This window comes from Arthrobacter sp. efr-133-R2A-63 (assembly GCF_030209795.1).
Classification (GTDB): Bacteria; Actinomycetota; Actinomycetes; order Actinomycetales; family Micrococcaceae; genus Arthrobacter; species Arthrobacter bambusae_A.
On the sequence record NZ_JARVRG010000023.1, the window covers coordinates 66140 to 86590 of the forward strand.

At 62.6% G+C, this 20451-nt stretch carries 15 protein-coding genes and 2 tRNA genes; 14 read left to right on the top strand and 3 right to left on the bottom strand.

Going from position 1 to position 20451, the window contains the following annotated elements; translation table 11 throughout:
* Positions 1-87 precede the first annotated feature (87 nt).
* The 4 genes from QRN45_RS12505 to QRN45_RS12520 all read left to right on the top strand — a co-directional run bounded on the left by QRN45_RS12505 (position 88) and on the right by QRN45_RS12520 (position 4683).
* Complete coding sequence (locus QRN45_RS12505) at positions 88-1473, top strand: cystathionine beta-synthase (RefSeq protein ID WP_236812368.1); 1386 nt, start codon at positions 88-90, stop codon at positions 1471-1473.
* A 14-nt stretch (positions 1474-1487) separates the two neighbouring features.
* Positions 1488-2651 carry a cystathionine gamma-synthase gene (locus QRN45_RS12510; RefSeq protein WP_078108023.1) on the top strand — a complete coding sequence of 388 codons (1164 nt, stop codon included), beginning with the start codon at positions 1488-1490 and terminating at the stop codon, positions 2649-2651.
* Between the two features lie 158 nt (positions 2652-2809).
* Positions 2810-3337, top strand: a complete 528-nt coding sequence (locus QRN45_RS12515) for a winged helix-turn-helix transcriptional regulator (RefSeq protein WP_284763564.1) — start codon at positions 2810-2812, stop codon at positions 3335-3337.
* Positions 3334-4683: an MFS transporter gene (locus QRN45_RS12520; RefSeq protein WP_284763565.1), complete on the top strand. Its 1350-nt coding sequence runs from the start codon at positions 3334-3336 to the stop codon at positions 4681-4683. The genes QRN45_RS12515 and QRN45_RS12520 overlap by 4 nt, the downstream gene beginning before the upstream one ends.
* 53 nt (positions 4684-4736) lie before the next feature.
* Here the strand turns inward: QRN45_RS12520 and QRN45_RS12525 are convergent, their stop codons facing one another.
* On the bottom strand, positions 4737-5921 hold the full coding sequence (locus QRN45_RS12525) for an acyl-CoA dehydrogenase family protein (RefSeq protein WP_284763566.1): 1185 nt from the start codon (positions 5919-5921) through the stop codon (positions 4737-4739).
* An 81-nt stretch (positions 5922-6002) separates the two neighbouring features.
* Between QRN45_RS12525 and QRN45_RS12530 the strand changes: the two genes are divergently transcribed.
* The 8 genes from QRN45_RS12530 (at position 6003) to QRN45_RS12565 (ending at position 13950) form a co-directional block, all read left to right on the top strand.
* Positions 6003-7487, top strand: coding sequence for a sensor histidine kinase (locus tag QRN45_RS12530; RefSeq protein WP_284763567.1), 1485 nt, complete (start codon positions 6003-6005; stop codon positions 7485-7487).
* Positions 7484-8158, top strand: coding sequence for a response regulator (locus tag QRN45_RS12535; RefSeq protein ID WP_241707052.1), 675 nt, complete (start codon positions 7484-7486; stop codon positions 8156-8158). The genes QRN45_RS12530 and QRN45_RS12535 overlap by 4 nt, the downstream gene beginning before the upstream one ends.
* 21 nt (positions 8159-8179) lie before the next feature.
* Positions 8180-8842 carry an MOSC domain-containing protein gene (locus tag QRN45_RS12540; RefSeq protein WP_241707053.1) on the top strand — a complete coding sequence of 221 codons (663 nt, stop codon included), beginning with the start codon at positions 8180-8182 and terminating at the stop codon, positions 8840-8842.
* Between the two features lie 452 nt (positions 8843-9294).
* Positions 9295-11472, top strand: a complete 2178-nt coding sequence (locus QRN45_RS12545) for a DEAD/DEAH box helicase (RefSeq protein ID WP_284763568.1) — start codon at positions 9295-9297, stop codon at positions 11470-11472.
* Positions 11473-11698: 226 nt separating this feature from the next.
* Positions 11699-12061, top strand: a complete 363-nt coding sequence (locus tag QRN45_RS12550; RefSeq protein WP_284763569.1) for a LysM peptidoglycan-binding domain-containing protein — start codon at positions 11699-11701, stop codon at positions 12059-12061.
* Positions 12062-12179: 118 nt separating this feature from the next.
* Positions 12180-12251 (top strand) — tRNA-Thr (locus tag QRN45_RS12555).
* A gap of 62 nt (positions 12252-12313) precedes the next feature.
* A tRNA-Met gene (locus QRN45_RS12560) sits at positions 12314-12387 on the top strand.
* Positions 12388-12888: 501 nt separating this feature from the next.
* Positions 12889-13950, top strand: a complete 1062-nt coding sequence (locus QRN45_RS12565; RefSeq protein ID WP_284763570.1) for a hypothetical protein — start codon at positions 12889-12891, stop codon at positions 13948-13950.
* A gap of 231 nt (positions 13951-14181) precedes the next feature.
* On the opposite strand, the gene QRN45_RS12570 is transcribed toward QRN45_RS12565, so the two are convergent.
* Complete coding sequence (locus QRN45_RS12570; protein ID WP_284763571.1) at positions 14182-16689, bottom strand: hypothetical protein; 2508 nt, start codon at positions 16687-16689, stop codon at positions 14182-14184.
* Positions 16690-16839: 150 nt separating this feature from the next.
* On the opposite strand from QRN45_RS12570, the gene QRN45_RS12575 reads away from it, so the two are divergent.
* Positions 16840-17475, top strand: coding sequence for an SHOCT domain-containing protein (locus QRN45_RS12575; protein WP_284763572.1), 636 nt, complete (start codon positions 16840-16842; stop codon positions 17473-17475).
* 370 nt (positions 17476-17845) lie between these two features.
* Here the strand turns inward: QRN45_RS12575 and QRN45_RS12580 are convergent, their stop codons facing one another.
* On the bottom strand, positions 17846-18403 hold the full coding sequence (locus tag QRN45_RS12580) for a hypothetical protein (RefSeq protein ID WP_284763573.1): 558 nt from the start codon (positions 18401-18403) through the stop codon (positions 17846-17848).
* Between the two features lie 572 nt (positions 18404-18975).
* Between QRN45_RS12580 and QRN45_RS12585 the strand changes: the two genes are divergently transcribed.
* Entirely contained in the window at positions 18976-20136 is a 1161-nt protein-coding gene (locus tag QRN45_RS12585) for an XRE family transcriptional regulator (protein WP_284763574.1), read from the top strand.
* Positions 20137-20451 lie beyond the last annotated feature (315 nt).

A 20451-nucleotide genomic window follows, 5' to 3' on the forward strand; every position in this document is an offset into this window, starting at 1 on the left:
CGGCCGAACCGAAGCGCACGCGGCCCGGCACAGGTCTGAGCCTCGGCTGCACCGGAGCAGTCCCGACCAAGCGGTAACTTGGTACCTATGAAGTACGCCCAGTCCGTCCTGGACCTCATTGGCAATACACCGCTCATTAAGCTCAACCACGTGACCGGGGACATCAAAGCCACCATCCTGGTGAAGCTCGAATATGTGAACCCCGGAGGCTCGATCAAGGACCGCATCGCGGTGAAGATGATCGAGGAAGCCGAGCGGGACGGAAAGCTCAAGCCGGGCGGAACCATCGTGGAACCGACCTCGGGCAACACGGGTGTCGGACTTGCCCTGGTGGCGCAGCAAAAGGGTTACAGGTGCATCTTCGTCGTCCCGGACAAGGTGGGCGAGGACAAGCGTGCCGTGCTCCAGGCGTATGGCGCCGAAGTTGTGGTGACTCCCACCTCCGTGGCCCCGGACAGCCCGCAGAGCTACTACAGCGTCTCCGACCGGCTCGTGTCCGAGATCCCCGGAGCGTACAAGCCGGACCAGTTCTCCAACCCCGCTGCTCCCGGCAGCCACTACGAAACCACCGGGCCCGAAATCTGGCGCGATACCGATGGGAAGATCACGCACGTCGTGATCGGCGCGGGAACGGGCGGCACCATCACCGGCACAGGCAGGTACCTCAAGGATGTATCCGCCAACCGGCCGGAGTCCGACGGCGGCCGCGTCAAGGTCATCGGCGCAGACCCGGCAGGCTCGGTCTACTCGGGCGGCACGGGGCGCCCCTACTTCGTGGAGGGCGTCGGCGAGGACATGTGGCCGGCCAACTACGACAAGACCGTGCCGGACGATGTCATTGCCGTCAGCGACGCGGACTCCTTCGAGATGACCCGGCGCCTGGCCCGCGAGGAAGGCCTCCTGGTGGGCGGCTCCTCGGGCATGGCAGTGGTTGCCGCCCTGCAGGTGGCCAAAGACCTTGGCGAAGAAGCCGTCGTCGTCGTGATCCTGCCGGACTCCGGGCGCGGCTACCTGGCGAAGATCTTCAACGACAAGTGGATGCGCTCCTATGGTTTCCTCTCCGGCGGCGAGGAAGCCTCGGTGGGCGAGGTCCTGAAGTCCAAGACGGGCGAGATGCCGGACCTCGTCCACATCCATCCCAACGAGACCGTCCGCGATGTCATCAACATCATGAACGAATTCGGGGTCTCGCACATCCCGGTCCTCTCGCAGGAACCGCCGGTGGTCATGGGCGAGGTGCTCGGCGCCGTCGATGAGCGCACGCTGACCTCCAAGCTGTTTCGCGGCGAGGCGAAATTGACCGACAAGATCTCCGAGCACATGGGGGAGCGCTTGCCGGTCATCGGCTTCCTGGAAACCATCTCCGCCGCGCGCGAGCTGCTGTCCGACGTCGACACCGTCATGGTGACGTTCGTCGGGGCTCCCGTGGGCATCCTGACCCGCCACGACCTTCTCGCCTACCTGAGCAACTGACACTAGGAGTTCACATGTCTGCAAACGAAGCAGGATTCAACACGCGTGCCGTCCACGCCGGCCAGGCCTTCGAGCCGCGCACCGGCGCCGTGGTTCCGCCGCTGCACTTCAGCTCGACATATGCCCAGGACGGCATAGGCGGTTTGCGCGACGGCTACGAATACGGCCGCGGCGGCAACCCCACGCGCGATGCGCTGCAGGAGCAGCTCGCCGCGCTCGAGGGCGGCACCCACGCCTACAGCTTCAGTTCGGGCCTCGCCGCGGAGGACTCCCTGATCCGTGCCGTTGCCCGGCCCGGCGACCACATCGTCCTCGGCAACGACGCATACGGTGGCACCTACCGGCTCATCAACCGCGTGCTCGGTGAGTGGGGCATCGGCAACACGCCAGTGGACATGTCCAACCTTGATGCCGTGGCGGCGGCCGTCGCGGCGAACAAAACCCGCATCGTCTGGGTGGAGACTCCTTCCAACCCGATGATGAAGGTCACCGATATCGAAGCGCTCGCCAAAGTAGCGCACGACGCCGGTGCCCTCCTTGTCGTCGACAACACCTTCGCGTCGCCCTACTTGCAGACCCCGCTCGCCCTGGGCGCCGACGTCGTGGTCCACTCGACCACCAAGTACATCGGCGGCCACTCGGACGTCGTGGGCGGAGCGATCGTGGTGAAGGACGCCGAGCTGGCCGCGAAGATCGGCTTTGTGCAGTTCGCCGTCGGCGCCGTGTCCGGACCCATGGATGCGTTCCTGACCACCCGTGGTCTCAAGACGCTCGGCGTGCGCATGGACCGCCACAGCGAGAACGCCCAGGCGGTGGCCGAATGGCTGCTGGAGCGCCCCGAGGTCGAAGCCGTGCTGTATCCGGGACTGCCTTCCCACCCGGGCCACGAACTCGCGGCCAAGCAGATGAAGAAGTTCGGCGGCATGATTTCCGTGCAGTTCAAGGGCGGCGAAGCTGCGGCCCGCAAAGTGGCGGAGTCCACCCAGGTGTTCACGCTGGCCGAGTCCCTGGGCGGCATCGAGTCCCTCATGAACTACCCCTCGGAGATGACGCACGCTTCGGTCAAGGGCACCGAGCTGGCCGTTCCGGTCAACCTGATCCGGCTTTCCTGCGGGATCGAGGACGTCGAGGACCTGATCGCGGACCTTGAGCAGGCGATCGGCAACATCGCGGACTGAATGCTCCTCCACTTCTGACCTTCTTTGATTGTCGATCCGGCCGGGACACGCCATCACCACGGCATGTCCTGGCCGATCCTCTTTCAAACCTGGTCGCAAGGGGAGAGCCGCCCCGTCAAAACCTAGCTTTCTTTAGGAAAGCCAGCTAATCTCAGACCATGCCCTTACGATCCGATTGGTCCGAGCGGACGTGCAGCCTGGCGCGCGGCCTCGATATCCTCGGCGATCCTTGGGGAAGCCTGGTGCTGCGGGAGGTCTTCTTCGGCAACGGCCGGTTCGATGCCATCAAAACCCGCCTCCACATCGCAGACAACGTCCTCAGCAAAAGGCTGGCTTGGCTGCTTGAGTCGGGCCTGCTCGCCCAACGGCCCTACCAGGATGGCGCCCGCACCCGCCAGGAATACGTCCTCACGGCCAAAGGGGAAGATGCCTTGCCCGTCTTGAACGCCATCATTCTCTGGTCCGAGAAACATCTCGATGCGCCTGCGGACAACGCCCACATGCGCGTGATCCACACCGGTTGCGGACTGCCGACGGCGTCGGCTGATACCTGCTCCCACTGCGGTTCCCGCCTGACCGCGGCCAACACCAGCTGGCATAGCCTCACGCGATCGGAACACCCCGTGACCTTGGCCACTGCCCCCGCCAGACGTGACCTCCTGGACGAATCGGAGCCCTCCGCATGACCGCACCCAATCCCACCAAACTTTCCGCTGGCAAGACTCCGCGGAAGCGTCGACTCCACCCCGCCTGGATGGTCGCCGCCGTCGCGTTCCTGGCACTCGTAGGCGCGGCCGGTTTCCGGGCGGCACCCGGCGTGCTCATGGTGCCGCTGCAGCAGGAATTCGGCTGGTCAACAACCGTCCTGTCGCTCGCGGTCAGCATCAACCTGCTGTTGTTCGGCCTCACCGCGCCCTTCGCTGCCGCGCTCATGGAACGCTTCGGCATCCGCACTGTCACCTCGATTGCCCTCTGCCTGATCGGCCTCGGCTCCGCGCTGACGGTGTTCGTCAGCCAGTCCTGGCAGATCCTGCTGACCTGGGGTGTGCTGATCGGGCTCGGCACCGGTTCCATGGCCCTGGTTTTCGCGGCCACCATCGCCAACACGTGGTTCTCCAAGAACCGTGGACTCGTGATCGGCATCCTGACGGCGGGCAGCGCCGCCGGGCAGCTTGTGTTCCTGCCCTTCATCGCGATGCTCGCGCAGAGCCCGGGCTGGCGCGGCGCCTCGCTGTTGATCGCCGCCGGAGCGCTCGCGGTAGTGCCGCTCGTGTTGCGCTGGCTCAAGAACTCACCCGCCGACGTCGGGGTCCAACCTTACGGTGCGGAATCCGAGGAGCCGACGACGGCGGAAGCCGGCCCGGTCGCGGAAGTCGCCAACGCTGAAGGCGCCAAGACGCCCAACGCCGCCGTGCGCGCACTGCAGGTCCTCAAGCGCGCCAGCAAAGTGCGCACGTTCTGGGCACTCGTTGCCGGTTTCGCCATCTGCGGTGCTACCACGAACGGCCTGATCGGCACCCACTTCATTCCCTCGGCGCACGACCACGGCATGCCGGAAACCACCGCGGCCGGCTTGTTGGCCGTCGTCGGGATCTTCGACATCGTGGGCACCATCGCTTCCGGTTGGTTGACGGACCGCTTCAACCCCAAGGTGCTCCTTGCCGTGTACTACCAGTTCCGCGGGGTCGGGCTGCTGGTGCTGCCCGTGCTCCTGAGCTCCACCGTGCAGCCGAGCATGATCCTGTTTGTCGTGGTGTACGGCCTGGACTGGGTGGCCACGGTGCCTCCGACGGCGGCCATCTGCCGCAGGGTGTTCGGGGCGGACGGATCAGTGGTGTTCGGCTGGGTCTTCGCCGCGCACCAGCTTGGAGCCGCGGCTGCAGCGTTCCTCGCGGGTTACATCCGGGACGCCACGGGCCACTACACCTATGCATGGATCGGTGCTGCCGCGATGTGCACCGTGGCAGCCGTCATCAGCGCCACCATGCGTAAAGACGCGGCCAGGAAGGAACCGGTCCCGGTCGGAGCCTAGGCCCGGTCGGCTAGGTCGGGCGCGGGACCGGCGCTTGGCCTGCGCCAGTGAAGTCAGCGGAAAGCCGGGATGCCCGTGATGTGCTGGCCGAGGATGAGCGTGTGGACCTCGTCCGTGCCTTCATAGGTGCGCACCGATTCCAGGTTGTTGGCATGGCGCAGCGGCGGGTAGTCCAGCGTAATGCCGTTGCCGCCCAGGATGGTGCGGGCGTCGCGGGCGATCTTGATTGCCTCGCGCACATTGTTGAGCTTGCCCACCGAGATCTGTTCCGGTCGCAGTTTGCCAGCGTCCTTGAGCCGTCCGAGATGCAGCGCGAGAATGGTGCCCTTCTGGATCTCCAGGACCATGTTCACGAGCTTCTCCTGGGTCAACTGGTAGCTGGCCAAGGGCTTGCCGAATTGCATGCGGCTTCCGGCATACTCGAGCGCGGCCTCGTAGGAGTCGCGGGCCGCGCCCATGGCACCCCAGGCAATGCCGTACCGCGCCTCGTTAAGGCAGGAGAACGGGCCGCGGAGGCCCAGCGCACCCGGGAGGAGGGCCTCGGGACCCAGCCGGACGGCGTCGAACACCACATCGCACTGGATCGAGGCCCGCATGGAGAGCTTCCCGTCGATGGGAGCCACGGTGACTCCCTGAGCGCCGGCCGGAACCAGGAAGCCGCGGATGCCGTCGTCGGTGTTTGCCCACACCACCGTGACGTCGGCGATCGAGGCCATCCCGATCCAGCGCTTCGAACCATTCAGCACCCAGCCGGCGTCGTCTCCCGTCCCGTCGCGGCGCGCAAAGCTGGCCATGGACGACGGGTCCGAACCCGCCGTCGGCTCCGTCAAGGCAAAGCAGCCGATCAGTTCGCCGGCAGCCATGCGCGGGAGCCATTGTTCCTTTTGCGCTTCGCTGCCCCAGCGGTGGATCGCCGTCATGGCCAGGGAGCCTTGGACGGACACGAAGGTGCGGATGCCGGAATCGCCGGCCTCGAGTTCCATGGCTGCGAGTCCGTATTCGACGGCGGAGCGGCCCGGGCAGCCGTAGCCCTCCAGATGCATGCCAAGGACTCCGAGCTCGCCGAGTTCCGCCGGCAGTTCCCGCGGGAACAATGCCTCCTCGTACCACCGGCCGATGTTCGGGCGGATCCGCTGGTCGGTAAAATCGCGTACCTTCTCACGAATCTCCAGTTCCTCAGGGGCCAAGAGGGAATCGAGGGCAAGGACATCGGAGGTATTCGTCGTTGAATGGCTCATGCCAGCATCCTAGGCCGGACATGTTCCTCGCGGCGGCCTGCGGGCGCAGGAGCGGCACCTCCGCCGTGCCAGAATTGAGCCATGGCCGCGGCAGACGTGAACGCAATAGGACTGCCGCTACGGGCAGTCAAGGGGATCGGGCGACGCCGCATTCTGGCGGGCCTGGCCTTGGCCCTGCTGCTGCCCGTCGCGATCGAAGTCCTGGTGTCCGCGCTGCAATACCGGAATTTCGCCATGATCATGCTGTTCCAGCTGGCCGTCTCGGCAGCGGTTGCGGCAATCGGGGGCCTGTGGCCGGCCGTGGTGTCCGCCGTCCTCGGCAGCATGCTGTTGAACTACTTCTCGGCAGATCCGGTGGGTTCCCTGTCCATCGCGGATCCCGCTACGCTTCTCACCCTGGTCATCTTCCTTGCTGTGGCGTGCGGAGTGGCGCTCGCCGTCGGTTTGGCGACCAGGCGGGCCCAGGAGGCTGCGCATTCCGGCGCCGAGGCAAGGGCCCTCAGCGAGCTGGCCCTTCGTATCCTGAGCTCGGACGGCAGCCTCGAGTCATTCCTGGACAAGATCCGCGTCAACCTCGGCATGGAGGCGATGACGCTGCTCGCCACGTTTGACTCGCCGGACGCCCCCGGGCCCAACTGGCAAGTCCTTGCAAGCTCCGGGATTCAACCGCCCGTGACCCATGCGGCAGCCAACCATGCCGCCGTCGTCGATCGCAACTACACGCTCCTGCTCCGGGGCGGACCGCTTTCCGAACAGCATCGCCGCATGCTCGCCGCGTTCGGCGCCTTCGTGGTGGCGTTGAGGGAGCGCCAGCAGCTCGTCAAGAGCAGGCAGGACAACGTGCGCCTGGCCGAAGGCAACAAAATGCGGACCTCCATCCTGCGCGCCGTCTCCCATGATCTCCGCACTCCTTTGGCGGGCATCAAGCTTGCTGTCAGCAGCCTGCGACAGGAAGACGTGACCTTTGCCCCCGAAGACGAGCGCGAACTGTTGGCCACCATCGAGGACTACGCCGACCGCTTGGATCACCTGGTGGATAACTTGCTGGACATGTCCCGGATCACTGCGGATGCCGTGAATCCGCTGCTGCGAGGACTGGGCTGGCACCAGATCATGCCGGAGGCTTTGCGCGGCGTGCCGGGGGAGCGCATCCGCAACGAGCTTCCGGCAAACCTGCCCCAGATAGAGGCCGACGCCGGGATACTGGAACGCGTCGTGGCGAACCTTGTGGAAAACGCGGTGAAATACGCGCCTGATTCCGATGTTGTGCTGGTGGCTCGGACCGGAGCGGGCATCACGGTGGATGGTCGGCCGGCCAGCGAACTCCGCGTGATGGACCATGGTTCGGGGATCGCGCCAGCGGCAGTCCTGGAGCTTTTCCAGCCTTTCCAGCGACTGGATGATTCTCCATCCAGCCGGGACGGCCGCAGCGGAATCGGTTTGGGACTCGCCGTCGCCAAGGGATTCACCGAGGCCATGGGCGGTACGCTCATGGCTGAGGCGACGCCGGGAGGCGGGCTGACCATGGTGGTCACACTCCCTCTGTGGACGGGAGGGCGGCCATGAACCTCGTGCTGATCGTGGAAGATGAAGCCCAGATCGCCAGGGCAATGCAAATCAATCTCCACGCCCACGGCTACCACGCCATCAGCGTGGGCAACGGCGCAGATGCGCTCAAAGCGGCGGCCCAGCAGCCCGTGGACATCGTTGTCCTCGACCTTGGGCTTCCGGACATGGATGGCGTGGATGTGATCAAGGGAATCCGCGGCTGGAGCACCATGCCCATTATCGTGCTGTCCGCCCGGCACGGTTCGGAAGACAAAGTAGAAGCGCTCGACGCCGGAGCCGACGACTATGTGACCAAGCCCTTCGGCCTGGACGAACTCCTGGCCAGGCTCCGTGCCGCCTCGCGGCGGGCAGCACCCAGGCATGAAGCGCCGACGCTCCAGACCGCCGACTTCCTGGTTGACCTGGCCGGAAAAAAGATCACCAAAGACGGCGCGGAAGTACGGCTGACGCCCACGGAGTGGAACATCCTGGAATTGCTGGTGCGCAACGCCGGACGGCTGGTCAGCCAGCAGCAGATCCTCACCCAGGTCTGGGGACAGGCCTACGCCAAGGAGACCCAGTACCTGCGTGTCTACATCGCGCAGCTCCGGCGCAAGCTCGAACGCGACCCCGCCCAGCCCCGCCACCTCCACACGGAGGCCGGCATGGGATATCGCTTCGATCCGTAGCTGCGTACGTAGACTGTAGTCATGGATACCGCATCGTTGCTTGCCGTTTGCCGGGTATACGAGCTCCTGCCCGATCCCGAAGGGTCTGTGGGAGTGACGGCCATCGACAAGCGCCCGGTCGACGGGCCGGTGAAGGTCCACAAGCTGGGAGTCCACGGGGACATCCAGGCGAGCCGGATCCACCACGGCGGCGAGGACCAAGCCCTCTACGCGTACTCGCAGGCGGACGCCGATTTCTGGGCGAAGGAACTCCAGCGGGACATGCCCGCCGGGATCTTCGGCGAGAACCTCCGCGTTGCCGGAATCGAGACCAGCGGTGCCGTGATCGGCGAACGGTGGAAGATCGGCCTGGACGTCGAGGTCGAGGTCACATCGCCGCGTGTACCGTGTGCGACTTTCCAGCGCCGCATGAATGAACCTCAATGGGTCAAGCGTTTCACGGAGGCAGGGCGGGTCGGCACCTACCTGCGCGTGGTTAAGACCGGCTCCATCTCGGCCGGCGACTACATCCACAAACTGTTCGTGCCGAAGCACGGCATCACGGTGGGGCAGTGGTTCAGCAATCCCAACCTCGATGACATGCAGTTGCTTCTCGACGCTGAGGCGGACGGAGAGATCCTGCTGCAGTCCGACTACCATGACAGCTTCGAAAAGCTCTTGCGCCGCAACGGGGTGGACGCCTGAAAGCGGCCCTTGAGCGGACAACCTGAAGTGCGGTATTAAAGGCGGCCCTGAGGGCGGCTTTGAGGGCGCCGGCGGCGCGTTTGTGCGCAAGCTCACCGCCGCCGTCGGCCGTTATGTCGCCACGGGGCTGATCTGTGCCCTACACTTGAACTATCCCCCACTCCGGAAATCCCTTTTTCCTGCCCAATTCTTGAGGCAGGACTGGTCAGTGTTGGGGCCCGCAAAATGTGTGTGGGCAGTTTCATAGGGAGAGCCGGGCGAAGAAAACGCTGTACAGACTGCTGAGATAGCAGCCAAGAGATGCAGCGGGAAGTCCTGCCATGGGATTGCGACAGCGCCGGACTTCTTGCGAGCACCAGAACCTCCTGGTTCTTTTGCCCGCAACGTGTACTGCGGCCAAGCCCAACCGGGCCGCGCCGACTGGCCCCCTATGGATGAGGAAACTTTCCCCTATGCCCGAAAACCTGAACGACCCGTTCGTCGCCGAGTCTGCTGAAGAAGCAGAGACCGCCGTCGAGATCGCCGAAACCGCACCCGCCGCTGAGTTCATCGAGGCTCCGGCCCCGGTCGAGGCTCCTGCCTTCACTGAGGCACCCGCCGAGGCGCCCGCCAAGGCTGAAGCGCCCGCCAAGGCTGAGGCACCCGCCGACGACGAGGAAGACGGCATCCGCTTCGTCGACCTCGGAATCGACCCCCGCGTCCTTGCAGCCCTGCAGGACGTCGGCTACGAGAAGCCGTCCCCGATCCAGGCAGCAACCATTCCGCTGCTGCTCGAAGGCCGCGACGTCGTGGGCCTCGCCCAGACCGGCACCGGTAAGACTGCAGCATTCGCAGTACCGGCGCTGTCCCGCCTGGCCGAACTCCACGACCTCAACGGCCCTTCCCGCAAGACCCAGGCACTGGTTCTCGCTCCGACCCGCGAGCTTGCGCTCCAGGTTGCCGAGGCCTTCACCTCGTACGCCAAGCACATCGATGACTTCACGGTCCTCCCCGTTTACGGTGGCTCCGCCTACGGCCCGCAGCTTGCCGGCCTTCGCCGCGGTGCACAGGTGGTTGTCGGTACACCCGGCCGCGTCATCGACCACATCTCCAAGGGTTCCCTGGACCTGTCCGAGCTGCAGTACCTCGTACTGGACGAAGCCGACGAGATGCTCCGCATGGGCTTCGCCGAGGACGTAGAGCAGATCTTCCAGCAGACCCCCGAAGACCGCCAGGTTGCACTGTTTTCTGCCACCATGCCGAGCCAGATCCGCCGCATGTCCAAGCAGTACCTGAACAACCCGGCTGAGATCTCGGTGAAGTCCAAGACCACCACCGGCGCCAACACACGCCAGCGGTACCTGCAGGTCATGGGCCCGCACAAGCTTGACGCCCTGACCCGCATCCTCGAGGTGGAAGAGTTCGACGGCGTTATCGCCTTCGTGCGCACCAAGATGGCTACCGAGGACCTCGCTGACAAGCTGAAGTCCCGCGGCTTCCAGGCTGCCGCCATCAACGGTGACATTCCGCAGCAGCAGCGCGAACGGACTGTCGACGCACTGAAGGAAGGCCGCATCGACATCCTGGTGGCCACCGACGTCGCGGCCCGTGGCCTTGACGTTGAGCGCATCAGCCACGTGGTCAACTACGACATCCCGCACGACACCGAGTCCTACGTCCACCGCATCGGCCGTACCGGCCGTGCAGGCCGTAGCGGCGACGCCATCCTGTTCATGACGCCGCGGGAGAAGTACCTGCTGCGTTCGATCGAGAAGGCCACCCGCCAGCCGGTTGAGCAGATGCACCTGCCCACCGCCGAGACCGTCAACACCTTGCGCCTTGGCAAGTTCGCGGACAAGATCACGGAGACCCTCGAGTCCGAGGACGTTGCCGCGTTCCGTGACTTGATCTCTTCCTACGAAGAGGAGCACAACGTTCCGGCGTCGGAGATTGCTGCTGCGCTGGCCGTCATGGCACAGGGCGGCCAGCCGCTCCTCGTCAAGGAACTGCCGGCTGCACCGGAATTCCAGAAGCGCGAGCGCTCCAAGGACGGCTTCGGTTCCCGTGGCCCGACCCGCGCCCTGACCGAGGGCAACGCCACGTACCGGATCGCCGTCGGACGCCGTCAGCGCGTCATGCCCGGTTCGATCGTTGGCGCCATTGCCAACGAAGGCGGCATCTCCTCGGCACAGATCGGCGGCATCGACATCCGCTCGGACCACTCCCTGGTGGAGCTTCCGGCGGACCTGAGCCCAGAGCAGCTGCGCGCACTGTCCCGAACCCGGATCGGCGGCGAGCTGATCCACCTTGAGCTGGACAACGGTCGCAAGCCGGCGTCTGACCGCGGCGGCGAGCGTGGCGGTTACTCCGGTGGCAGCCGCGGCGGCGACCGTGGCGGCTACTCCGGTGGAGACCGTGGCGGAAACTTCAAGGGCAACGGTGGCTTCAAGAAGGAGTTCCGTAAGACTGAAGGCGACCGTGGCGGCTACGCCGGCGGCGAGCGTTCTTCCGCTGACCGCGGCGGCCGTTCCTACAGCGAGCGCAGCAGCGCCGGTACCGGAGCGGGCAGCTACGCCGACCGGGGCGCACGCAAGCCGCGCACTGGTGGCGACGCTGGCAACCGCGATTTCAACCGCAAGGGTAAGTGGTAAACAGGACTAGTTCCTGGGTTTTTGGCAGAGGCCGGCTTTCGAGCCGGCCTCTGGCTGTTTAACCGCGGTCTGGGTTTAGCGGGGGCACGTGCCGTTCGTGTCTGTACCGTCCTCCCCATGTTTGCCCTCCCGAAGGCGCAGGACTGACCGACCCGCCGTGTCGCAGAAGCATTCCCAAGCCAAACATGGGGAAGACGAGCAGCCCCGGGTGTGGAAAGGTTGGTTCATGGGTTTCCTCGATGGGTTGAAGAAGAACCTCGGCTTCGACAAGGCCGACCACAGGCAGACTGGACGGCCCTCGGAGGCCCCGCAGGAGGCCGCTCAAGCCTCACCGGGGGAGACGGTCCAGACTGCCGTGCCGGAGCCGTCAGTGGAAGCTCTCGTGGTTCCGGACCCCGCAGTGCCCGACGCCGGTGCTCCCGCCGACGGCGGAGGGCAGGTCACCGAGGTCGTAGTGGAAGCAGACGATACCTTGAGTGGCATCGCCTTGCAGTTCGGCGTCGACTTGGATGCCCTGATCGCCGCGAACGCGGATACCGTGCCCAACCCGGACCACATCTACCCTGGACAGGTGCTCCGGCTGCCCTGATTCATTCCCTTTCCGGCTCAAGAATCCGGCGCGGATGCAAATTGTGTCGGGGTCGTTTTTCCCTGTCCCGCAGCCGATTTGTGGCCTGAGAAATCGTCCGGTAGAGTATTTACTCGTTGCCCCCCTAGCTCAGTGGTAGAGCGCGTTCTTGGTAAGAACGAGGTCACCGGATCGATTCCGGTGGGGGGCTCTGAATGAGGGCCTGTGTCAAGGCGGTTTTTGACCGGCTTGGCGCAGGTTTTTCTCATTCGTGGCGGTGTAGCTCAGTTGGTTAGAGCGCACGACTCATAATCGTGAGGTCGGGAGATCGAGCCTCCCCACCGCTACAAGTGGAACCCCCGGAATCCGCGAGATTCCGGGGGTTTTTCCGTCTCCGACGGAGTGGCCGCTCTCACTCACTTTCCATCGGGTTCTCCAGGAATCCATCCTTTTCTCCAGCTCGTGGATGTTTTTTGGATGTTTTGGAGGACCACCAAAACCCTTGGGGACGACGGTCAGTATCCGTTCACGCGGCTGCATCTTGGAGCGACTTGCGGCGGTGCATGGCCCCGAGGACCAGATACTGGGATTCGCCGCCTTGTTCGAGAACTGGCCGGATCCGTCGACGTTGGCGTGCCCGGTCCGGCAGGGGCACGGCGAATGCGGTGGATACTGACTGAGATCCATGAACGGAGCCGCCCGCAGCATAATGCCAGTAAGGCGACTGACACATGAAATAGCCACCAGTGCTAGGGGAGATAGGATTTACGTTGATCCGCCCTCAACGTTCGGAAGAGCCTGACGGTAGCGGTGCCGAGTTCAGCTGAGGGCAACAGGGGCAGCAACACGTGAAGAATCTTTTCGATCTGAAGGTTCCGACGGAACGTCAGCATCCATCGTTCCTAGGACTTCGAGACCTAAAAGGTGCGTCCGCTGCACGAGAACTTATGAATTTAGTCTTTCAGAGTTATCGAGATGAAGACGGCAACTTTCTCAAGGACTTTCAATCAACCGGATTTGATGCCAGAACTTGGGAGTTGTCCCTACATGCCTTCTTCAATGAAACGGAGCTCGATCAGCTCGGCACCGGAGGCAGGGTCGATTTCATTGTTACCAATGGAAACGACGTTGTAGGAGTGGAAGCCACGACCACGCAGCCGCCTCAAGGCGTCGCAAAAACGCAACCGGGGCCTGGTCTGAGAGGCATCATCCCGGAAGACATTGAGGAGGGCATCGCCGAATTCGTGCACCAACTTGGTAAGGCACTTCGACGAAAGGTCGGAAAGCGGTCTGCGGGAGGGCGAGCCTACTGGGAAACGGACGAGATCGCCTCCCGTCCATTCGTCCTTGCAGTCCAGACCTTTCACTCGCCCAGTTCGTTGTTCCACTCTTTTGGGTACGCCGCGCAATATCTGTTCGGCCAGAGTCCAACGGCGGAGCACGATACTGACGGGACCCTGATCGTCGGGGCAGAGCCCATCGCCGGTCACGAATGGAATGGGAAGATCATCCCGAGTGGAGTGTTCGATACCGAGGAGTACACCCCGGTGAGCGCGGTAATCTTTTCGAACAGCTCGTCTGTTTCTCAGTTCAATCGAATTGGACTTCAGCTGGGTCTAGGTGAGCCTGGCGTCAGAATTTTCAGGAATGGCACTTGCGCCAAGCATGATCCAAACAGCTCCGAACCGGAAGTTTTTACCTATGAAGTCGGGACTCCGAGCGCGCCGGATGAGGAATTTTCGCAAGCGGTGCACGTTTTCCACAATCCAAACGCGGCTGTACCGTTGCCCGAAGGCTTCTTCGGGAGGGCATCTGAGCATGTCCGCTTGCCGTCTGGTCAGATTCTTACGACACACCATGGAGCTTTTGTGCCATACGTAAGCGTGACACGAGTATTCCAAAGCACCTGAGTTCCATCGAAGCTGGATCATCGTTGTAGGACACATTCGAATGCTCGTAAGCTGACGGCTTCAGCAACCTGTTGGCCTCGGCCGACTGGCTCCGGCGACGCCAGGGGTACACGGTACTTGATCCCGCGGATCATTAGCGACAGGGTAAATTCCGTGCGGAAACGCCCAGAGCTCATCGATCTCGCTTGACGCCGATGAGGCTCGCGTCCGCTTCAAAGATTTGTAGCTCAACTATCGAGGGGTCTGCTCGGATTCAATCATCTCCGATTCGAACCGATCTGGGCCAAGATTAACCAACTCTTCGATACAGAGCTTTCTCACTCCATTGCTTTGAGCGACTTCCTTGAGAATCTCTACCGCAGAACCGACCAACGACGGCGCTGTAGTGGCGACTACCACCTTGTCTGCGCGGAGCGCGATCGCTACGTCGATCTTCTTTTGCGCCGCCCTCCGGGCCTCGGAGGTAGAGCTTCCGAGACTGCCGTTGGACTTGGCTTCGACAACAACGACTTCCCCGCTTACGTGCGCTACAAGGTCGATTTCGGCGAAGGGGTTCCCTGCGCCTGCCTTGTGAAATTGCATCTCCGCCGTGTCGGCGTACCCCCGTCCCTGCCGTCTCAGGTGTTGGGCTGCGAAGAGGCCTACATCGCCGTTCTTGGCCATGATTTCACGGAAAGCCGGATGGAGGTCATAGAACAATGGGGGTTCGTTGCCATCGGCGTTCCATCTTGCTGCTTCGAACTCGTTGACTGCGGAACATTTGACACATTGATAACGCTGTCCCGCCTGGTCTAGTCCCACGAATGAAGGCCTGGCACAGTCGACGCAGCCGAGGACGAAGCCTCGCCGGAGGAGGTCAGCCGCTGCCAGCCTGTCGATCCAGCCACGTAGATCTTCTTGGGTTCCGCCGTCGAGGGCGTTGAACAAAGCGTCGAAGCGCGGATATGGTTCGCCCAACAGAACCACTCCGTCCTTCCGAGGAAAGACAGCATCCGTGCGTACATTCTTGTCTTCATGCGTCGCGAAGAGCCGGAGCGCGGGGTGAAAGGCGCTGGAAACGATCGAGGTGAGGCCCTGTCTCCCCCCGAGCAGTCGGGCGAGGAGCCGGGCGTGCATGCCTGGGAGTGATGGCCGCGCCTCCATTTCTGCACGGCGCGCCATCGCCTGGACCCAGGACTGCATTCCGAGTGCTTTGAGCCTAGGCTTATGCAGTTGACTGCTCAGAGGTGAGCCGGCCATAACTAGGCTCCCACCGGACTGTGAGTGGAAAGCGAACCCGTCGCGACCGCTTCTCACCCCATTGAACAGGTCTCGGCCGGGGTCGGGCTGAACGAATTCCTGAGGTACACCCCTGCCTTTAGGCATCGACATATCGTACAAGTCGGCACTTACATACCAATACGGTCTGGGGAATTCACTCCGTCGCAGAGGTTTTGCAGGCATAGGCGAGGCGAGCGGGGACCGCATTGTCGCTGTTCCATCCGGCTCGATAGACACCGGTACTGATATCTCTGTCACGAACGGATCTGCGACAGCCAGCTGCCACAAACCGGTCTTGAGGTCGGGAGGCGCGACTTGGAGGCCGTCTGGCAGACTCGTGCTCTTATCTTGTTCCGTTGAGCCCGGTTTCGTGAATGGGGTGGTCTGGTGGGCGTCGGTTTCGAACGCCTTTATCAGCTCCGTCAGGTCTTCCTCATTGAGGGAGGCGGATGAGATCGTGAGCCGTTCGGCGCGCCCATTAATTGCATGGGCCGCGTACTCAACCGAGCTTTGGAGTCTGGGAGACAACGTCCCGTCCATGAGCATTGCAGGCGTCAGCCAGACGCCGAAGCTGAGTAGCCGTTCGTAGGCGTAGGCGAGGGCAAAGTCTTCAGCGCTGTCGCCCACGACGATCGCCCCGCCATCTCGCCCCACCCCGCTCCTTACAGGAGTCAGGCCGCCCTCTGGCTCGTCGAACCAAAAGCGAGGCTTCATACCGGGGGACGTCCCTCCAGCGTTCATCGGGGCGGCCAAGTGTGAGTGGCCGTCGCGGGACCACCTGGCAGGGTCTAGCGCGGTTTGAAGCATCTGAGCTGTATCGGGCTCAGCGCGCTGGTCCGGAGTCTTTCCCTCCAGCGCCGCCGGTAGGATCCCTGTCCGAATCGCCAAGGACAGGGCAGCGTCCCCTTCCCACAATTCCGACCCGGCAAGGACGACCGAATCGAGGGTCCCTCTCTCGGCTGGTATGAGCAAGCCGCCTCTCATTTCGGCTTCGAAGTTCAGAATCTCCAGACTTTCTCTCCCTGCATCGTCTCCAGAGTGCGAGCGGCGGAGCGGTGTGCAGGCTGCCGCAAGAGCAGTGCGAGCTCTCATCGCCAGATGATCTGGTTGTGGCAGATTGAGACCCTCGGCCAGGTACGCTCGTCGTTCGTCCCCGACGAGAAGCTTTCCATTGAGCCGAATAGGCACGAGACCAGGAGCAACTCGCTCCCATTCAGCGAGAGGCAGCCGCATCGTCACTACATGGTCGGGGTCGTAGGCTTGGACGACCGAGATGATTTCGGGTGCGATAGTTCCGTCATCTCCGCACGGGGCAAGGATGAACCCAGCGCCACCCCAATACTTTCCGGCCACCGATATAGCCAGACGCGCCCACGCCTGCCAATGATCATCGGCGCGGAACACAATAACCACCCGCGCCGAGCGAAGAATGATGTTAGCACTCGTGTACGTCTCTTCCACTGACTCCATACGATCCATTTGAACATCGTTGAAGTTGGATGCACTCTTGCGCAACGTGGACAGGTTGACTGAACCGCTGCCTGCCGATGGGCATTGCTCGCCGGCGCCGCGCACGCTGGTGCATCGAATGCGTCATGATCTGGGTCCGGTCGCCGTTAGACTGTGGCCATGGTGGGTTACGGACGTGTCGTCGGCGGAGATTACAAGGGCGCGACTGTGTCGACCCCAGTGGGCAGCACACTCGTTGTGCAGGCCGGGCTCAAATTCCGAAGATTGACCCCTGAAAACGTCGCCGAGTGGGACGAAGTTGTCACTGACGGGAACGGAAACCCGGTGGGCGTCGTAAGTAAGGCTGTAGCCGGAGCCGTCCTTCCAGGTCGGATCGGAAAGGCAGCTTCAATGGCGGTCGGTGCGACGTTCGAAGCCATGGGGTCGTCTCATATCGTGCGCGTCGATTGGACCGATGGCAAGCGGTCCCTGATTAAGTTGCCTGACGGAATGTTCAAGCACTTTGAACTCGTGCTTGAGAATCAGCGTGCGCTCCCAACTGAACCGTCGCCGGGTCAGGTTGTTCCAGATCCGGTGGAAAAACCTACGGTGACGGAGGCAGCGTTTTCGCTCGTTGCGGGAATCATCAATGAGCGGCTCCCCGCACCCGCTAAGACGCCGCAGACGGACCAAATGTCGATTACCACACGCGATGTCACAGAGATGCTCTCCAAGCTTGCCGCGCTGCATGAGGCGGGAATTCTCACCGACGATGAGTTCAGTGCAAAGAAGGCCGAGCTGCTGGCACGGCTTTGACGCCCAAGAGTCGGTTCGAGGACGGGACGCCAGCCCCTCGTCAATGGGCGAGGTGCGAGTCGACCAAGTTCAATCATTGCCTGGGATGACAAGGTCCTCGCAGCGGCGCGGGGTGAGTGTTCGTGACCTCCGGAGGAATTGATAGGAGAGCAGGCCGCGCCTGATGGAAGTGCGGCTGTCGAAGCAGAAAGGAAACTCGTCCAGGTAGTAGGCGTGCTGTTCCCGGGAGGTGCCTCGGTGCAGGGTGCCTCGATCCAGCGCTCGAGCGGAGAGGCCGGCGCGTGGACCGCTGACGTGCGGTGCACTTCGGCATTGCTACGGCGAGTACACACTGGCGCGCCCGGCCGCACCGTGGGACCGGGCACCTCTGTTAGCGGCTGAGTGAAGCAGGGCGCACAACGTCCATCCAATCCAGGAAATCGGCAACACTGCCGATGCGCGCAATCCGCTCGTGGATGGCCCTCTGGTCGTGGCCGGGGACGAAGTCCCCGCCTGTCGTCATCTCGCCGCAACCGCAACGGCAGATCTGGCCTGCGCCGTCGAATTCAACGTCCTCGAAGTACCTGACCGGGTTCCTGGCGGCGCTGACAGGGGACGGTTGGCCAACGTACTTGTCGAAAACCGGATGTCCCTTGGCGAGGATCTTGCCGTGGATTGTATAGCGGTCATCCCGCTTGTCGTCGGGGTTCCCGCTGTAGATAGTGGTTCGTTCCAAGGAGTCTATTTCGACAGCTTGGATAACAGTCCGACCGAACGAGAAGAGGGCGAATCGCTCCTTCTGGCCGCGGGCGCCGATCGCCCATTCACCGTGGTTGGCTTCGTACATTGCGTCCTGGGACATGCCCTCTTCGTAGCCGACGTATGGGCGGCCGAGGCCGTCCTTCTCGGGATCTACAGGCTTCTTAGCGGTGACGGTGATGTGCAGCATTAGTGCTCCTTTGGCTGGAAGTCGATAGATGATGATCCCGGGTCACACAAGTATCGCCGGGCGAGTAGATACTTGTCAATGCCGGGACGGCAAACTATCGAAGCGGTTTACTCCATTGTTGGGAGCCGCCTACGCCCCGCGTCCGACTGAATATCAAAGGGTAAACGGATCGGCACTGGTCGGAGCCACCAGCTGAACACCGCAGTTTTCAATGATCACATGGGCATCTGCGGGTTTTTCCGTTGCTACCTGACGTTCTGGATTCAGCCGGGGTCAGCTGGAATCGGCCAAATTCCGGGTCGGTCCACTGGTAATCCCTGGATAGAAGCTGGCGCTGGCGTAGTCGCAGACGTAGACAAGTTATCAGTTCGATTCTGATGGGAAGCTCGGGACAAGGCCCCTAGAAACCTTGATTTCTAGGGGTTTTCTCCGGCTTCTGGACAAGCAGGGAACCATATGCGTTCCCCGCTTTTCTGTCCCATTCCCCACGTCTCCGTCACTTTTTCGTCACGTCCAACACACCCCTTAGAGCGATGGCAGGTTCTGTCAGAGCAGTGCGTTAGCATGAGGCCATGGCAAAATTGGGGGTCAATCCGAGCGTCCTGAGGTGGGCTCTGGATGACGCCGGCGTCTCCCCTGAGCATCTGGCCTTGGCTTGCCGACGCCCGCAGTCAACGGTTGATTCCTGGCTTTCAGGCGAAGACAAACCTCACGGTTCAGATCTCGAAGCTATCGCCAAAGCTACGGGCCGTTCAACATACTTCTTCGCTCTTCCGGCTCCTCCGTCCATTGCCACTAGGGCTGATGAACGGGTGGAATTTCGAGCCCCGATGGGCGAGGCGGTTGGCGCGGCGTCTGCAACCCCTCAAGAGCGTAAGGAGATTCGTCTCGCGCTGAAGCGGCAGGCTCTGGCAGATCGATTAGCAAGACGACTAGAGCACGAACCGGTACAGCTCCCAACCATAGCTCGGTCGGCGGAAGACGCTGCCCGAACTGCAGCCACTTGGCTGGGCTGGAGCGTCAGCCAGCAGACTCGAAGCGGTGCTTCAAAGGGCGGCGTATTTAATGAACTACGGCGGGCTGTCGAAGACCGCGGAATCCTGACGACGTTCAAAGCTATCGGTGAAGACTCGTGCAGGGGCTTCTCCCTTAGAGGAGAATTCGCACCATCCATTTTCGTTAACGCATCAACGCTCTGGCCAGCCGCTCGAACATTTACTCTGCTCCATGAGCTAGCCCACCTTCTGCGTCACGAGAACTCGGCGTGCCACGGCTTAGAGGCCGGTGACCTGACAGGCATCGAACGGTGGTGCAACCGTTTCGCCGCAGAATTCCTGATGCCAGCCGACCATCTGCTGGCCTACATCGACGCTTACCACTCACGTAAGAGGTGGTTCCCAGCCACCGACACGGAGCCCATTCGCCTCATCGCCAACAGATACAAAACGAGCTGGTTTGCTGTCGCCATCCGTTTGAAGGATATGGGCCTGGCTGATCAGTCGTTGGTCGATGCTGTCAAGAACAACAGACTCGAGCCTGCGGGATCGGGCTGGTCGAACGAACCACAAACTCGGCCTCTGATCCGGAACAGGGAGTACGGGTCTTCCTTTACACGCCTTGTGGCGGAAGGACTAGAGCGTTCACTTCTCACCGAGTTCGACGGGCGTCAGCTCTTTTCCGTAAACGGTGACGAGCTTCGCCAACTTATTGGTCGTGCGCGAGGTGCCGCATGACGGCCAGCCCGGTATATGTACTGGACTCCCCGGCGTTAGTAGAATTAGGTGCCAAATTTGACGGACAGCCGAGTCGCTTCGAGGCCCTGACTAACCTCGTGGACGAGCAGAGACTCTTTTTTGCACTTGCCGTTCGCGATGAGTGCCAAAAGATTTGCAGGGAAGAAACTGTCTGGGTTTGGGCAAAAGCGAGTTACAGCAAGTTCGGGAAGTCCGTCGAGGTTCCCTACGACTTCTGCTCGTCGGTTCTGGACGTACGGCGAGACCTTCTAGACATTGACGCGGCAGATGACTTAGGCAGTCCGGTGGCTACCG

Excerpts from the sequence above, each read along its gene's own strand:
- QRN45_RS12520 (WP_284763565.1), top strand. The coding sequence starts at position 3,334 with ATGACCGCACCCAATCCCACCAAACTTTCCGCTGGCAAGACTCCGCGG.
- QRN45_RS12570 (WP_284763571.1), bottom strand. The coding sequence starts at position 16,689 with ATGGATCGTATGGAGTCAGTGGAAGAGACGTACACGAGTGCTAACATC.
- QRN45_RS12575 (WP_284763572.1), top strand. The coding sequence starts at position 16,840 with ATGGTGGGTTACGGACGTGTCGTCGGCGGAGATTACAAGGGCGCGACT.
- QRN45_RS12505 (WP_236812368.1), top strand. The coding sequence starts at position 88 with ATGAAGTACGCCCAGTCCGTCCTGGACCTCATTGGCAATACACCGCTC.
- QRN45_RS12530 (WP_284763567.1), top strand. The coding sequence starts at position 6,003 with ATGGCCGCGGCAGACGTGAACGCAATAGGACTGCCGCTACGGGCAGTC.
- QRN45_RS12585 (WP_284763574.1), top strand. The coding sequence starts at position 18,976 with ATGGCAAAATTGGGGGTCAATCCGAGCGTCCTGAGGTGGGCTCTGGAT.
- QRN45_RS12525 (WP_284763566.1), bottom strand. The coding sequence starts at position 5,921 with ATGAGCCATTCAACGACGAATACCTCCGATGTCCTTGCCCTCGATTCC.
- QRN45_RS12510 (WP_078108023.1), top strand. The coding sequence starts at position 1,488 with ATGTCTGCAAACGAAGCAGGATTCAACACGCGTGCCGTCCACGCCGGC.
- QRN45_RS12545 (WP_284763568.1), top strand. The coding sequence starts at position 9,295 with ATGCCCGAAAACCTGAACGACCCGTTCGTCGCCGAGTCTGCTGAAGAA.
- QRN45_RS12515 (WP_284763564.1), top strand. The coding sequence starts at position 2,810 with ATGCCCTTACGATCCGATTGGTCCGAGCGGACGTGCAGCCTGGCGCGC.
- QRN45_RS12580 (WP_284763573.1), bottom strand. The coding sequence starts at position 18,403 with ATGCTGCACATCACCGTCACCGCTAAGAAGCCTGTAGATCCCGAGAAG.
- QRN45_RS12540 (WP_241707053.1), top strand. The coding sequence starts at position 8,180 with ATGGATACCGCATCGTTGCTTGCCGTTTGCCGGGTATACGAGCTCCTG.
- QRN45_RS12535 (WP_241707052.1), top strand. The coding sequence starts at position 7,484 with ATGAACCTCGTGCTGATCGTGGAAGATGAAGCCCAGATCGCCAGGGCA.
- QRN45_RS12550 (WP_284763569.1), top strand. The coding sequence starts at position 11,699 with ATGGGTTTCCTCGATGGGTTGAAGAAGAACCTCGGCTTCGACAAGGCC.